Below are 15,061 nucleotides of genomic sequence, written 5' to 3'. Positions count from 1 at the left end.
TATCGCCATGAGCTTTGAGACTGCAGGTTATCAACTGGCGCCGGTGCTGCCCGAGATTGTGCTCGCGGTCGGCGCCATGGCACTCTTGATGCTGGGGGCCTATCGCGGGCAGGAGACCACCAAGACCGTCACGACGCTTTCGGTCCTGCTGCTGGTCGTGGTCGGCGTGCTCGTCTACGCACAGCCTGCGGGCAAGCACGTCACCTTCGGCGGCAGCTTCATCGTCGACGATTTTGCCCGCTTCATGAAGATCCTGGCCCTGATCGGCTCGGCGGTGACGCTGGTGCTGTCGACCGAGTTCCTGTCGGACCCGTCGCGCCGGATCTTCGAATACGCGATCCTGGTGCTGCTCTCGACGCTCGGCATGATGGTGCTGATCTCGGCCGGCGACTTGATCTCGCTCTATCTCGGCCTCGAGCTGATGTCGCTCGCGCTCTATGTCGTGGCGGCCTCGAACCGCGACAACGCCAAGTCGACCGAAGCCGGCCTGAAGTACTTCGTGCTCGGCGCGCTGTCCTCGGGCATGCTGCTCTACGGTTCCTCGCTGGTCTACGGCTTCACCGGCACGGTCAGCTTCACCGGCATCGCGGCGGCCGCGACGGTCTCGAATATCGGCCTGGTGTTCGGCCTGGTCTTCCTGCTCGCCGGCCTCTGCTTCAAGGTCTCGGCCGTGCCGTTCCACATGTGGACGCCTGACGTCTACGAGGGCGCGCCGACGCCGGTCACCGCCTTCTTCGCCTCGGCGCCGAAGGTGGCCGCGCTCGCCGTTTTCACGCGCGTCACGCTGACCGCGTTCCCCGGCATCGTCTCGCAGTGGCAGCAGATCCTGGTGTTCGTGGCGATCGCCTCGATGGCGCTCGGCTCTTTCGCCGCGATCGGCCAGTCCAACATCAAGCGCCTGATGGCTTATTCCTCGATCGGCCACATGGGCTTTGCCCTGGTCGGCCTCGCCTCCGGCACCGTCGAGGGCGCGCAGGGCGTCTTGATGTACATCGTGATCTATGTGGCGATGACGCTCGGCTCGTTCTCGGTCATTCTGGCGATGAAGCGCAACGGCCAGGCCGTCGAGAAGATCAGCGATTTCGCCGGTCTGTCGCGGACCAATCCGCTGCTCGCCTTCATGTTCGCGATGCTGCTGTTTTCGCTCGCCGGAATCCCGCCGCTCGCGGGCTTCTTCGCCAAATGGTACGTCTTCGTCGCCGCCATCAAGGCGAACCTGTTCACGCTCGCCGTCATCGGCGTGTTGACCAGCGTCGTGGGCGCCTACTACTACCTGACCATCGTCAAGACGATGTACTTCGACGAGCCGGCCGGTCAGGTCGATCCGGTGCGCGTCGAGGTGAAGACTGTGCTGGCTGTCTTTGGCCTGTTCAACATCCTCTTCGCGCTGTTCGCGGGCCCGGTGGTGAGCGTCGCCTCCGCCGCGGCAAAGTCGCTGTTTTAGGATGGGGTTCGCGCTCGGTCCTCGCGCACTCTCGGCGGGCTACAAGCTCGCAGCTTTCGAACGGACCGGCTCGACCAACACCGACGCCATCGAGCACGCGCGGGCCGGCGAACGCGGCCCGATGTGGTTCGTCACCTCCGACCAGACCGCCGGTCGTGGCCGGCGCCAGCGCGCCTGGATCGCGCCAAAGGGCAATCTCGCCGCCAGCGTCCTCGAGGTGCTGGATATTGCGCCTGCGGTTGCCGCCACCATCGGGTTTGCGGCGGGGCTTGCGGAAGAGGCGGCGCTGGAGAAGGTCAGCCTCGAGGCCGCGCTCCGGCTTGGTCCTGACAGGCCCAGATACGCCCTGAAATGGCCGAATGACGTCCTCGCGGGCGGCAAGAAGCTGGTCGGCATTGGGCTCGAAGCCGAGGCCATCGGCGATCGTCTCGCCGTCGTGGTCGGCATCGGCACCAACGTCGTGGCGGCGCCGGAGGGTACGCCGACGCCAGCCGTGTCACTGGCCGCGCTCGGCGTCCAGATCAGCGCGGAAGAGCTGTTCTCGGCGCTGTCGGACGCTTGGGTCGAGTTCCTCGGCATCTGGGACAATGGCCGCGGCTTTGCGGAGATCCGCAAACTCTGGCTGGAGCGCGCCTGCGGCCTCGGCGAACGGGTCGCGATCAACACGGGAACGATGACGCTGGAAGGCATTTTCGACACCATCGACGACACCGGCTGCCTGATCGTCCGCACCGTTGACGGCCGACGCCTGCCGGTGGCGGCCGGCGAGGTGTTCTTCGGCTCGGCCGCCTCCGTGGGAGCTGCGTGATGGCGAAGCCTGACGAACTGGTATTTGCGCCGCTCGGCGGCGTCGGCGAGATCGGCATGAATTTGTCGATCTACGGCCTCGGCAACCGCCAGCAGCGCGCCTGGCTGGCGGTCGATCTCGGCGTCTCCTTCGGCGACGAGGAGCATCTGCCGGGCATCGACCTGATCATGCCCGACATCAGCTTCCTGGAGAAGGAACGCAAGAACCTGATGGGTCTCGTGCTGACCCACGCCCATGAGGACCATTTCGGCGCCATCATCGACCTCTGGCCGAAGCTGAAATGCCCGATCTATGCCACGCAGTTCAGCGCGGCGCTGTTCGAGGCCAAATGCGCCGCCGAGCGCAACGCGCCGAAAATCCCGGTGACGGTGGTGCCGTCGGGCGGCCGCGTCGATATCGGGCCGTTCAACGTCGAGTTCATTCCCGTCGCGCATTCGATCCCGGAAGCGCACGCGCTGGCGATCCACACTGACGTCGGCACGGTGCTGCACACCGGCGACTGGAAGATCGACCCGACCCCGACGCTCGGCAGCCCGACCGACGAGAAGCGGCTACGGGAACTGGGCGAGGAGGGCGTGCTCGCCCTGATCGGCGATTCCACCAACGCCGTGCGTGACGGCCGCTCGCCCTCGGAAGCCGAGGTCGCGCGAACCATCATCGATCTGGTCAAGGCCGCCAAGGGCCGCGTCGCGGTGACGACCTTCGCCTCCAACGTCGCGCGCATCAAGGCCGTCGCTGCCGCGGCCAGGGCTGCCGATCGCGAGGTCGTCGTGGTCGGCCGCGCCATGGAGCGCGTGGTGCAGGTCGCGCGCGAGACCGGTTATCTCGACGGCGTGCAGAACTTCCGCTCGCCCGAGGTCTACGGCCATCTTCCGCAGGACAAGGTGCTGGCGCTGTGCACCGGCAGCCAGGGCGAGCCGCGCGCGGCACTGGCGCGCATCGCCAATGACGACCATCCCGAGATCACGCTCAACCGCGGCGACAGCGTGATCTTCTCCTCGCGCACCATCCCGGGCAACGAGAAGGCCGTCGGCTCGATCATCAACAATCTGGTGCTGCAGGGCGTCGAGGTCCTTACCGACCGCGACCATCTGGTCCACGTCTCCGGCCATCCCCGCCGCGACGAATTGCGCGACATGATCGCCTGGACCAAGCCGCAGCTCCTGATCCCCGTCCATGGCGAGGCGCTGCACCTGAACGAGCATGCCAAGCTCGCGCGCGCCGCCGGCGTGCCGCGCGTCCTGGTCGTTCGCAACGGCGACCTGATCAAGCTCGGCCCGGGTGATCCCGGCATCATCGGCGAGGTGCCCTCCGGCCGGATCTACAAGGACGGCACGATCTTGGAGGACTCCAAGTCCCGCGCCGTGGTCGAGCGCCGCCGCATGGCTTTCTCCGGCTGCGCCTTCGTCGCGGTCGCGATGACGGAGCAGGGCGAGCTTGCCGACGATCCCGAGGTCGATCTCGTCGGCATTCCCGAGAAGAACCGGGACGGCGAGCCCTTCGACGACCTCGTCTTCGATGCCGTGGTCTCCACCATCGAGGGCCTGCCGAAGGCCCGCCGCCGCGATGCGGATGCGCTGGCTGAGTCGGTGCGACGCGCTGTCCGGGCCGTCATCAACGAACATTGGGGCAAAAAGCCCCCCTGTCTGGTACACGTCCTGACGGTGTAGTTGAGCATGGTCTTCGGATCATGCGCTGAGGGAGAAGAAACATGCTGGGTCGCCTCAACCACGTCGCGATCGCGACCAAGGACGCCGTCAAGTCCGCGAAGATCTATGGCGCGGCGTTCGGGGCGCAGATCTCGGAGGCGGTCGCGCTGCCCGAGCATGGCGTCACCACCGTGTTCGCGACGCTGCCCAATACCAAGATCGAGTTCATCGAGCCGCTCGGCGAGGCCTCGCCGATCGCGAAGTTCCTCGAGCGCAATGCCGACGGCGGCATCCACCATATCTGCTACGAGGTCGTCGACATCATCGCCTCGCGTGACACGCTGGTGAAGGAGGGCGCGCGGGTGCTCGGCGACGGCGTGCCGAAGATCGGCGCCCACGGCAAGCCGGTGCTGTTCCTGCACCCGAAGGATTTTTCCGGGGCGCTGGTCGAAATCGAGCAGGCGTAGGGCGCCGGATCATGGCCATCCAGATATCGACCGCGCTTGCGATCTACTTCGTCATCTGGTGGATCGCGCTGTTTCTGACGCTGCCGTTCGGCGTGCGCAGCCAGCACGAGGACGGCGTCGGCGCGCCCGGCACCGACCCCGGCGCACCGGTCCTGACGCGGATGAGAGGCAAGCTGATCTGGACCACGATCATCTCGGCGATCATCTACGGGATCGGCATCGCGGCCTATCATGCCGGCTATCTTTCGATCGAGCGCTTGTCCAAATTGATGGGAATGCCGTTCTAGACGTTTTTGCCGGCAATATTGTTTTGGGGGAAACGAATGACTTTTCAGCGGATCGTCATCGCGCTTCTGGTGTTGATCGTCGCCGGCCTTGGCGCCATCGGCTATTTCGAGTGGAAGATGGCCGTGCAGGTCCGAACGCTGAAGGCGTTCGTCGAGGGCTCTGTCTTCAACGAAGCCGTGATGGCCTGCGAGCAGGCCAAGAGCTCGACGCCGTTTCGATGGAACGGGGGCAAGAGCACCTCGGTGATCGGCCTGAACTCGGTCAAGCTGGACAAATACACCGTCAGCGCCAGCTACACGCTGGTGGCGGACAGCGTCTATTGTGATTACGATCCCATCAAAAGAAAGGCCGAGATCGGCTCGAGCTTCCTTGAGCGGGAGTAACGATCCGGCCATGCCAAGAGCATGATCCGGAAACGTGCGAAGCGGTTTTCCGATAAGATCATGCTCAAATACCATGGGGTGGGATCGTCATGGCCGAAGTGGGGGACTACCGGATTCTGCATGAGGCGGCCTTGCGGGACCATCTCGCGGGCATATCCGACCTGAAGGCACTCATCGGCGGCGAGCCAGCCGCCTGGGTCATCACCGAGGTCGGCGACGGCAATCTCAATCTCGTCTTCATCGTCAAGGGCGCGCGCGGCGGCGTCGCGGTGAAGCAGGCGCTGCCCTACGTCCGCCTCGTCGGCGAGAGCTGGCCGCTGCCGCTGTCGCGGGCCCATTACGAATATCTCGCCTTGTCGAAGCAGGCCCAGCTCGCGCCCGGTCTCGTGCCGGCGCTGCTGCACCACAACGAGACGCTGGCGCTGACGGTAATGGAGCTGCTTGAGCCCCACACCATCATGCGCAAGGGGATGGTCGCCGCAACGCAATATCCCGGTTTCGTGGACGACATCACCACCTTCATGGCGCGCACCCTGTTCTTCACCTCCGACCTCGCGCTGTCGGCGGCCGAGAAGAAGCAGGGCATCGCCGCCTTTGCCGGCAACCACGCGCTCTGCAAGATCACCGAGGACCTGATCTTCACCGATCCCTACCGCATTGCCGAGCAGAACCGGTGGACTGCGCCTTATCTCGACCGCCTGGCCGCAGGGCTGCGCGATGACATGGAGCTGCATGTCGCGATCTCCCGGCTGAAGCTGAAGTTCATGGCAAGTCCCGAGGCGCTGCTCCACGGCGATCTCCACACCGGCTCGATCATGGTGACGGAGAGCCAAACGCGGGTGATCGACCCCGAATTCGCGTTCTACGGCCCGATGGGATTCGACGTCGGCGCCGTGCTTGCGAACCTCCTGATGGCCTATTTCGCCTCCGCCGGCCACGAGCGCACGCCGGGTGAGCGGCAGGCGTTCGAAAGCTGGGTACTGGAGACGGTCGAGCAGGTCTGGAACGAGTTCGCCCGCAAGTTCCTCGATCTCTGGCGCGCTGGCGCCACCGGCGATGCCTATCCGGCATCGCTCTTTGCCGGCGAGAAGGGCGCTGCATGCCTGGAAGCCGAGCGGCAGGCTTACATGCAGCGGCTATTCACTGACACCGTCGGCTTCGCTGCCGCCAAAACCCTCCGCCGTATCTTCGGCCTGGCCCACAACATCGACTTCGAGCTGATCGAGGACCCGCGGAGGCGGGCGATCAGCGAGGCGCGCGCGGTGCGGCTGGCGAGGGCGATGATGGTGGAGGCGGGGGCATTTCCGAACATCTCGGACGTCACCGGCGCAGCGCGAAAACTGCGCGATTGGCAGCCGGAGTTTGCGAACGGCTAGAGGCCGATGCGCTTCAATAAAGCCGCATCGGCAGCAGGACGCCGTCCGTGCCGGCCAGCAGGCCCCAGGTCTCGTTGGCCGCGACCTCGAACTCCCGGATCTGGACCGTGCCGCCCTCGACCTTGAGGGTGACCTTGTACTTGCCGGGCGGCAGATCGATCTTTTGGCTGTCCGGTATTTCGGCTGCGGCGGAGTCGGAGTGCGCCAGTTTCTCGCCGGCGTGCGCCGCCAGCTTGACGGTTTGGTCGGCGACGGTGATGACCGCCGCCTCGTCCGACTTGTTGCCGAGCATCAGCTTTGCCTGCCTCGGCCTCGGCAGGAGGCCGGCATCCGCGATACCCGGCTTGCGCAGCGAAAGTTCGGCGATTGTCCTGTCGTCCTGACGGGAAAGCCGGAGCAGGACCGGACCACGGGCCGTCGTGAAGGTGATCACGGCCCGGTCCGGTTCGACCACCGTCTCGATCCAGCCACGCTTGCCGAGCTCGGCGCGATAGAAGCCGAGCACAGCCGCGAGATCGCGCGGGGTCTCGGCGTAGACCGACGTGATGAACGGCGAATTCTTCGCCGTAGCGATGCTCCAGCTCTCGGGCAGTGGCAGGCCGGTGCCCTGGGAAACCCTGGCTTCGAAGCCCGCACCTGCGCCCCGTGCGACCGCTCTGACGGGGATGCTCAGCAGTCGTTCGACGAAATTATCCGGAGTGTCATGGCCCCGGACCGCCCATCACGTTTCGTCAAGATAGTCGTTCACGCCGGTGGTGCGACTCCAGCTGAACCGGATGCTGTCCGCCTCGCTGTACCTGCCGAGGCTGGCCGCGACCGGGCTTGCCAGCACGGCCGTGGCGGCGAGCAGTCCGCCCGCGAGCAAGATACCTAGCGTTCGGCGATTCATTTTTTCCGCGATCCCTGGGGCTCAGATAACGATCCTGAGCTTGGTCGCGTTGATCACGAAAAATGTTCACTGCTCTTGGTCGCTCATGATGCACCGCAATCGGCGGCTTGCACCGCTTGGGACGCAACCTGGCCTCCGAGGGTCTCGCGAGCGCCGCGTTCCGGAACCCGTCGCCATCAAAACGAAGCTTGCGTTCGACGGGCTACGAATGATCAAATCCCTAATCGGAATACCTGCGTTGTTGGGGGACACATGATGTTCAGGATGATCGCGATCGTCGCTGGTTTGGGGCTGGCGCTCGCCACCTCGGCGGAGGCCCAGGCGCCGCGCAAGGGCGGAACCATCCGCATGACGGCGCCCTACGGTTCGAGTTTCACGAGCCTCGATATTCACACCACGCAGCGCGCCCAGGACGAGATCTACGCCAAGGCGCTGCACCGGTCGCTCTACATCTGGAATTCCGCGGAGGGCAAGCCGGTTCTGGAGCTCGCCAAGGAGGACGTGGTCTCGGGCGGCGGTCTCGTTCACACCTTCAAGCTGCGCGACGACGCCTATTTCCACAACGGCCGCAAGATGACCGCCGACGACGTCATCTGGTCCTACAACCGCATCATGGACGGCACCAAGGCCTATCCCGGCGCGCGTTTTGTTCGTGTGATCGAGGGCGCGGCCGCGGTCGAGAAGGGCCAGGCCAAGGAGATCTCCGGCCTGAAGAAGATCGACGACTTCACCCTCGAGATGAAGCTGACCGAGAAAGTCGATCCGGGCTTCTATTTCTTCACCGCGCTGACCTCGATCTATCCCGCCGACGAGGCCGCCAAGGAGAGCTTTATCCAGAAGCCGATCGGTCTCGGGCCCTTCAAATTCGTCGAGCACGTGCCGGGATCGCGCATCGTTCTGGAGCGGTGGGACCGGTTCTACAAGCCCGGCAAGCCCTACGCCGACAAGGTCATCGTGTCGATCATGGGTGAGGCCGCGGCGCGCGATGTCGCCTTCCGCAACAAGGAGATCGACACCTCGGTGCTCGGGCCCGCCCAGTATGTCGCCTATCAGTCGGACGCCGACCTCAAGGGCACCATCGTCGAAGTCGCCGAGGTCTTCACGCGCTATATGGGCATGAATCCCTCGTTCAAGCCGTTCACCGACAAGCGCGTCCGGCAGGCGATCAACTACGCGATCGATACCGACCTGATCATCAGCAAGCTGGTCAAGGGCAAAGCCTATCGCGCCACCAGCTGGCTGCCGTTGACATCTCCAGCCTACGACAAGGCGATGAAGCCTTACCCCTACGATCCCGCCAAGGCCAAGCAGCTGCTCGCGGAGGCCGGCTATCCGCAGGGCTTCGAGTTCGAATGGACCACCAGCCAGAATGAAAGCTGGGGCCTGCCGATCGTCTCGGCCGTGATCCCGATGCTGGACAAGGTCGGCATCAAGGCGAAGGTCAAGCAGGTCGAAACCGCGGTGCTGGCCGAGGTGGTGCGCAGCGGCGACTACCAGGCCTTCATCTATTCCCAGGCGACCGGCCCGGATCCCCTGGCCGCGCTCAAATGCTTCCACTCCTCGACGCCGCAGCCGGCCTGCAACTACATGAACTACAAGAATGCCGACTTCGACAAGCTGATCGATGCGGCAGGGCAGGCCGACGATCCCGCAAAGCGCACCGAGCTGCTGCAAAAGGCCAATGCGCTGCTCTATGAGGAAGCGCCGGTCTGGTTCTTCAACTACAACAAGGCGGTCATGGCGGTGCAGCCGTGGCTCAAGGGCGTTCAGCTCAATGCGACGGAGCTGACCCATCAGAACGTCGAAGACCTCTGGGTCGGCGAGACCTCGCCCGCGAAGTGACACGCGCTCTCGCGCTCCCTCCATCGCGACGAGCGGTGGGGGGAGAGAGGAAAAGCCTGGATGCTCTCGTTCCTGCTCCGCCGTCTTCTGCAAACCATTCCGACCGTGCTCGCTGTCGTGCTGCTGGTCTTCGTGCTGTTCAGCGTCGTTCCCGGCAGCATTGTCTCGAGCATGAGCGACGACAGCGATCCCCAGGTCGAGCTGCGCATGAAGAAGCAGCTCGGCCTCGACGATCCCCTCTATTGGCGTTTCGGCGCCTACATCGCCAAGCTCGCGACCGGTGACTTCGGCACCTCGTTCCGGACCCGCGAGCCTGTCACGACCATGATCGCCAAACGGGCCTGGCCGACGCTGCAGCTCATCTTCACGGCCATGACGTTTGCGATTTTGATCGGTGTTCCCCTTGGTTTCATCGCAGCGCTAAAACCCGGGGGCATCGTCGATACGCTTGCCATGGTGCTGGCGGTGTCGGGCCTTTCCATTGCCAAATTCTGGCTCGGATTGGTGCTGATGTATCTGTTTGCGTTGAAGCTCGGCTGGCTGCCGAGCTTCGGCTATGGCGATGGAGGGCTGAAATATCTGCTTCTGCCGGCCGTGACGCTTGGCGTCTCGCCGATGGCGCTATTTGCCCGCACGACGCGCGCTGCGGTCCTCGAGATCATGACCGCTGATTTCGTCCGCACCGCGCGCTCGAAGGGCATGAGCGAGACGCGTGTCGTGAAGTGGCATGTGATGCGCAATGCGCTCGTCATCATTCTCACCACCGTCGGCCTTCAGTTCGGCGGGTTGATGGGGCAGGCGGTCGTGGTCGAGAAACTGTTCTCCTGGCCGGGCATCGGTTCGCTGCTGGTCGACAGCGTGCTCCAGCGTGACATTCCCGCCGTCCAAGGCTCCATTCTCGTGGTGGTGCTGGCCTTTCTCGCGATCAATCTGCTGATCGACGTGCTCTACGGCGTGATCGATCCCAGGATCAGATACGCATGAAGCTCCGCGCCAATCTCATCATCGGCGGCGCGCTGTTCGCGCTTGCGATCCTGGTCGGCCTGCTCGCGCCCTGGCTGGCGCACACCGATCCCGTCCTCGACGCTAACCTCATGAACGCGGAGGAGCCTCCGAGCTGGACCTGGTGGTTCGGCACCGACGACCAGGGCCGCGACATCTATTCCCGCGTCGTCTACGGCGCCCGCGTCTCGCTGACCGTTGGCATCGTCTCGCAGCTCATCAACAGCGTCATCGGCGTCGCGCTCGGCTTGAGCGCGGGCTATTGGGGCGGCTGGTGGGACGATTTCGTCAACGGCCTGACCAATCTGATGCTCGCGATCCCCTCGCTGATCTTCGCGCTCGCCATCATGGCGGTGCTTGGCCCCGGCCTCACGAGCCTGCTGATCGCGCTCGGCCTGACCAACTGGTCCTTCACGTGCCGGATCGCCCGCGCGTCGGCGCTGTCGCTCCGGAGCCAGGGCTATGTCCAGGCGGCAACCGTGCTCGGCTACGGCGATCTGCGGATCATGATCACGCAGCTGCTGCCGAACATGCTCGGCCCCATCGTCGTCATCGGCACGCTGGGCATGGGCAGCGCGGTCCTGTCGGAAGCCGCATTGTCGTTCCTCGGCCTCGGCGTCCGCCCGCCCTTTCCGAGCTGGGGCAGCATGTTGTCGGACGCCCGCGACCAGATCACGACGGCGCCGTGGCTCTCGGTGTTTCCGGGCCTTGCCATCTTCCTGACGGTGCTCGGCCTGAACCTGCTCGGCGACGGCCTGCGTGACATTCTCGATCCCCAGTCGCGGAGCCGGCGGACATGACCGGCGCGCCGCTGATTGAAGTCGAGGATTTGCGCATCGATCTCGACGACGGAGCAAGGCGCGTTGCGGCGGCCGAGGGCATTTCATTCCGGATCGATCGCGGCGAGACATTCGGGCTGGTCGGCGAATCCGGCTGCGGCAAGAGCATCACGGCGCTCGCCTTGATCGGCCTGTTGCGGCAGCCGTTGTCCATCGGCGGCGGCGTCATCCGGTTTGAGGGACGGGAGATCCAGCACCTTTCCGCGGCCAGGCAGCGGGAGCTGCGCGGCAATCGCATCGCCATGATCTTCCAGGAGCCGATGACGGCGCTGAACCCGGTCTCGCCGGTGGGGCGGCAGATCGCCGAGATGTTCGTGCTGCACAAGGGCAAGAGCTGGCGGGAAGCCAACCAGCTCGCGGTCGAGGCGCTGGCGAGCGTCCGCGTCCCCGCACCGGAGCGGCGCGTCAACGATTACCCGCACCAGCTGTCCGGCGGCATGCGTCAGCGCGTCATGATCGCCATCGCCCTCGCATGCGGTCCGGACCTCCTGATCGCCGACGAACCGACCACCGCGCTCGACGTGACCGTGCAGGCCGAAATCATCGAGCTGATGCGCAATCTGTGCGCCGAGAGGGGGACGGCGATCCTGATGATCAGCCACGATCTCGGCCTCGTGGCCAATGTCTGCCGCCGTGTCGCCGTCATGTATGCCGGCCGCATCGTCGAGGAGCGCGGCTCCGCCGATATTTTCCGGGCGCCTTCGCATCCCTATACGCAGGGCCTGGTCGCCTCGCTGCCGCGGCTGGGCAGTCGGGCCGCGCTTGGCCGCACCAGGCTCAAGGAGATCGCGGGCGTGGTTCCAGCCATCACGAATTTCCCGGATGGCTGCCGGTTCAATCCGCGCTGTACGCAGGCCACCGAGATCTGCCGCACGGTTGCGCCGCAGACGGATTTGCTGGAGGCCGGCGGTTTCGTCCGGTGTTACCACCATGCATGAGCCGCAAGCCATGCAGGGGGAAGCGAGGCCGGACGACGACCTCATTCTCAGCATCGAGGATCTCGCGGTTCATTTTCCGATGGGGGGCGGCTGGCTCGGCCGCGGCCGGCGGGTGCTCCGTGCCGTCGACGGAGTCGATCTCAGGCTGAGACGAGGCGAATGCCTCGGCCTTGTCGGCGAGTCCGGCTCGGGCAAGTCGACGGTCGCATTGTCGATCCTGGGTCTGTTGACGCCGACGCGCGGTCGCATCGTGCTGGACGGGCAGGTGGTGACGAACAGGCAATCCGGCGACCGAAAGTCGCTTGCCCGCACCGTGCAGATCGTCTTTCAGGATCCCTACGCCTCGCTCAACCCACGCCAGACCGTCCGCCGCACGCTGGAAGATCCCCTGCGTGTGCATGGTGTGACCGCAAAAAGCGAGATCGAGGACCGCGTTGCGACGATGCTGCGGCATGTCGGCCTGCGGCCGGAACAGGCCGACCGCTATCCGCATGAATTCTCCGGCGGCCAGCGCCAGCGCATCGGGATTGCGCGCGCCCTGATCCTCAATCCCAGGATCGTCATCTGCGACGAGCCGGTATCGGCGCTCGACGTCTCGATCCGCGCCCAGATCATTAACCTGCTGCTGGAATTGAAGGACACGCTCGGTCTTTCCTACATCATGATCAGCCACGACCTCGGCGTCGTCGAGCACATGAGCGACCGCGTCGCCGTCATGTATCTCGGCCGGATCGTCGAGAATGGCCACTGGCGCGAAATCTTCGAACGGCCGGCGCACCCCTACACGCAGGCCCTGATCGCCGCCATCCCCGATCCGCTGCGTCATGCGCCGCTAGCAACGACGGGGGGCGACCTTCCCAATCCGCTCAATCCGCCGAACGGATGCGCCTTCAGCCCGCGTTGCCGGTACGCGGAGGCCGTGTGTCGCCACGAGCCCGGTCCGGTGCTGGAAACGCGCGCCGATGGACATGAGGTGAGGTGCTGGCGGGCTGACGAGATTGCGGGGCAGACGCAATTGGCTTCGACCGAGGGCGGGCATCCCTAGGGATGGAAGGCGCGTCCGTCGCGGTCAAAAGCGTCGCTCCAGCGGCCCGCTAGCCACGTCCGGTTTGTCCTGACAGGCGGACGATTTTTGGGATCCGCCCATGGGCAATCGCCTGGGGTTGATCCTTGGCGCGGTCCAATCGCGTACCGCCCTATTTTCATGTGTGCTACATGGTTGGGTAGCAAAATGTAGCAGGAAAGGCAGATCATGACTGACGATCAGGTCAATCTCGTCGTTCGGCACCTTTGCGAGCAATTGCACTTGGCGCTCCGGTTGAAGGGCAGCGAAGCACATCCACCAAACGCCAAGGATATTGGATTCGATCCGGCCTCTGTGAGAACCGTATTGCTGACCGGCTTGCGTTCGGCGGGTGTCACGACCCACCACGAGGCGGTCGGGAAGAGCGAAGAGCCGCCGTGGTCCTAAACACAAAACGCGGGACAGAGGCCCCGCGCCGATGTCTCAGCTGGGTCAGCAGCAGACAAATCCACGACAGCGTCCATAGGTCCGTTAAGGGCCAACAACCGACGTTCGATATATCGTCCGTTCGCATCTCGGAACCGCGTTGCGGACGCCGTAGTTAACTGCTCGATTGTATTCGCTTGACAAACGGCGGTCTCCACTGACCATCGAGGATATTGCTCTCGCCCAGTGGACGCGGATGTAAAGCGAGAACTGGCCACTCGCAGGCGGCCAGTTGCTCTCTTTGTCTACTTGTCTACGCTCTGTGATTTTGGCACCAGCGCGCAGCGTCAACCAACCGTCCCGACATCGAACGTTCGCTTCGCAGGGAACGTTGGCGGCATCTTGCCGCTCGCCTCAGCGCCAGGTTGCCGGTTCGCAGGGAGGCTTATTAAACGGACCTCCGGCATAACTGCCAACGTCTGGAGCCCGGACACAGTGAACGACGTTAGAGGTGGGGACGACTGCACCGGTTTTGTCGCGCCACGCCGACCTACGCCAGCTTGCCGGTTCGCAGGGAGGCTTATTGAACGGCCCTCCGGCAAAACTGCCAACGTCTGGCGCCCGGATGCAGTGAACAACGCGGGACGGATGGACGGCTGCGCCGTTTTGGTCGTACCACGCGGCCATGGCCGGACTAGCGAACATGGCCGCGGCGATCAATCCTACCGAAGCAAGCTTCCTCATTTGCGCGTCTCCTTATGTGTCAATGATTGAACGACTGACTATCCTTTGCGGCTCATTCCTACCGAAGAGACTGCAAGCAACATTTTGCGGTATCGACTATGCACATCATCAAGGTTGATCTATATCAACTTCGCCCGAATACGGCGGCTGATGACCGCTCTGGGTCAAACTACGAAAAACTCAACCTGAGCAAATTCAGTCCGCTATGCCCTATTTGATCGGACCTCAATGAGGCGTGCCGCCACTTCGCTGATGGGCCCAATTGCAGACAAACTTTGTTGAGGAGCCTTCGAGAAGCTCATCAAAAATCAGCGCCGAGGTCATGCGCTACGGCAGCTACCGACCGCCTCGCCACGCAGTTAGGCGCGGGATCCAACGCGGCACATTGATGCAGAACGCTTCGTATTCCGCGCCGAATGACCTTTTTAGCGTCGGCTCTTCGTAGCCCACGACAAAAAGGTGGAAGGCGAGCCAGACGACTGCGCCGTAGGCGAACAGCCCCCAATCGCCGAACAGGAGCGCCTGGCCGAAAATGACGGCGGCGACCGCCACGTAGATTGGATTGCGCACATAGCGATAGAGGCCGGTAACGACGAGATGTTGGGTCGGGGCGATCGGCGCCGGCGTGCCGAGCCCCTGCAGTGCGAAACGCGCGAATGAATCCACGAGCCCGGCTAAGCCGGCAAGAATTAGCGCGGCGCCGACGAAGCGCGTGAGCTCGACGCCGAGAAACGGCAACCTGAACTCCCAGCGTGAAATCCACCACGGGACCACCCCAGCCACCACGCAGGGCGCGAACACGAAGAAGATGGCGGTGCCGATGACAGCAGCAGTTCTTGGCATAGACACGATCCGTTCCCTGCTATTTTAACACACCGCACCGGGAGCGCGTCAGGTCCGCCTTGGGTCATGAACGACAAAGCTTGAACTGAGCACAATAGG

The 15,061-nt window shown here is 64.2% G+C and carries 16 protein-coding genes; 13 read left to right on the top strand and 3 right to left on the bottom strand.

The annotated features are described in order from the left end of the window. Positions 1–7 precede the first annotated feature (7 nt). The 7 genes from nuoN to mtnK all read left to right on the top strand — a co-directional run bounded on the left by nuoN (position 8) and on the right by mtnK (position 6,415). Positions 8–1,444: an NADH-quinone oxidoreductase subunit NuoN gene (gene nuoN / locus AB7535_RS17570; protein ID WP_063982984.1), complete on the top strand. Its 1,437-nt coding sequence runs from the start codon at positions 8–10 to the stop codon at positions 1,442–1,444. Between the two features lies 1 nt (position 1,445). Continuing rightward, entirely contained in the window at positions 1,446–2,252 is an 807-nt protein-coding gene (locus tag AB7535_RS17565; RefSeq protein WP_135216788.1) for a biotin--[acetyl-CoA-carboxylase] ligase, read from the top strand. Continuing rightward, complete coding sequence (locus AB7535_RS17560; protein ID WP_135216789.1) at positions 2,252–3,922, top strand: ribonuclease J; 1,671 nt, start codon at positions 2,252–2,254, stop codon at positions 3,920–3,922. Before AB7535_RS17565 ends, AB7535_RS17560 begins: the two co-directional genes overlap by 1 nt. 41 nt (positions 3,923–3,963) lie before the next feature. Beyond that, positions 3,964–4,368, top strand: a complete 405-nt coding sequence (gene mce / locus AB7535_RS17555) for a methylmalonyl-CoA epimerase (protein ID WP_028149063.1) — start codon at positions 3,964–3,966, stop codon at positions 4,366–4,368. Positions 4,369–4,379: 11 nt separating this feature from the next. Then, positions 4,380–4,655 (top strand): DUF1467 family protein, encoded by a 276-nt coding sequence (locus AB7535_RS17550; RefSeq protein WP_038943027.1) that lies wholly within the window; start codon positions 4,380–4,382, stop codon positions 4,653–4,655. Positions 4,656–4,691: 36 nt separating this feature from the next. Beyond that, positions 4,692–5,039, top strand: a complete 348-nt coding sequence (locus tag AB7535_RS17545; protein ID WP_135216790.1) for a hypothetical protein — start codon at positions 4,692–4,694, stop codon at positions 5,037–5,039. 89 nt (positions 5,040–5,128) lie between these two features. Next, on the top strand, positions 5,129–6,415 hold the full coding sequence (gene mtnK, locus AB7535_RS17540; RefSeq protein WP_135216791.1) for an S-methyl-5-thioribose kinase: 1,287 nt from the start codon (positions 5,129–5,131) through the stop codon (positions 6,413–6,415). Between the two features lie 13 nt (positions 6,416–6,428). On the opposite strand, the gene AB7535_RS17535 is transcribed toward mtnK, so the two are convergent. Both AB7535_RS17535 and AB7535_RS17530 read right to left on the bottom strand, forming a co-directional pair. Beyond that, positions 6,429–6,920, bottom strand: coding sequence for a hypothetical protein (locus AB7535_RS17535; RefSeq protein ID WP_244623427.1), 492 nt, complete (start codon positions 6,918–6,920; stop codon positions 6,429–6,431). Between the two features lie 216 nt (positions 6,921–7,136). Further along, positions 7,137–7,304 (bottom strand): hypothetical protein, encoded by a 168-nt coding sequence (locus tag AB7535_RS17530; protein ID WP_244623428.1) that lies wholly within the window; start codon positions 7,302–7,304, stop codon positions 7,137–7,139. A 252-nt stretch (positions 7,305–7,556) separates the two neighbouring features. Here AB7535_RS17530 and AB7535_RS17525 point away from each other — a divergent pair, with 252 nt between their 5' ends. The 6 genes from AB7535_RS17525 (at position 7,557) to AB7535_RS17500 (ending at position 13,396) form a co-directional block, all read left to right on the top strand. Beyond that, positions 7,557–9,146 (top strand): ABC transporter substrate-binding protein, encoded by a 1,590-nt coding sequence (locus AB7535_RS17525; protein ID WP_135216792.1) that lies wholly within the window; start codon positions 7,557–7,559, stop codon positions 9,144–9,146. Between the two features lie 60 nt (positions 9,147–9,206). Beyond that, positions 9,207–10,130: an ABC transporter permease gene (locus AB7535_RS17520; protein ID WP_063982990.1), complete on the top strand. Its 924-nt coding sequence runs from the start codon at positions 9,207–9,209 to the stop codon at positions 10,128–10,130. Then, on the top strand, positions 10,127–10,948 hold the full coding sequence (locus AB7535_RS17515) for an ABC transporter permease (protein ID WP_135216793.1): 822 nt from the start codon (positions 10,127–10,129) through the stop codon (positions 10,946–10,948). Before AB7535_RS17520 ends, AB7535_RS17515 begins: the two co-directional genes overlap by 4 nt. Next, entirely contained in the window at positions 10,945–11,925 is a 981-nt protein-coding gene (locus AB7535_RS17510) for an ABC transporter ATP-binding protein (RefSeq protein ID WP_135216794.1), read from the top strand. The genes AB7535_RS17515 and AB7535_RS17510 overlap by 4 nt, the downstream gene beginning before the upstream one ends. Then, on the top strand, positions 11,918–12,970 hold the full coding sequence (locus AB7535_RS17505) for an ABC transporter ATP-binding protein (RefSeq protein WP_135216795.1): 1,053 nt from the start codon (positions 11,918–11,920) through the stop codon (positions 12,968–12,970). Before AB7535_RS17510 ends, AB7535_RS17505 begins: the two co-directional genes overlap by 8 nt. A 207-nt stretch (positions 12,971–13,177) precedes the next feature. Next, a complete protein-coding gene (locus tag AB7535_RS17500; protein ID WP_028149073.1) occupies positions 13,178–13,396 on the top strand; it encodes a hypothetical protein in 219 nt (72 codons plus the stop codon). Positions 13,397–14,455: 1,059 nt separating this feature from the next. Here AB7535_RS17500 and AB7535_RS17495 read toward each other — a convergent pair. Then, positions 14,456–14,962 carry a methyltransferase family protein gene (locus tag AB7535_RS17495; protein ID WP_135217340.1) on the bottom strand — a complete coding sequence of 169 codons (507 nt, stop codon included), beginning with the start codon at positions 14,960–14,962 and terminating at the stop codon, positions 14,456–14,458. Positions 14,963–15,061: the final 99 nt, after the last annotated feature.

Source organism: Bradyrhizobium sp. 956_D2_N1_4, from assembly GCF_052076025.1.
Lineage (GTDB): Bacteria > Pseudomonadota > Alphaproteobacteria > Rhizobiales > Xanthobacteraceae > Bradyrhizobium > Bradyrhizobium barranii.
The sequence above is the reverse complement of the archived record's forward strand: the minus strand, read 5'-3'. Positions and strand labels throughout refer to the sequence as shown.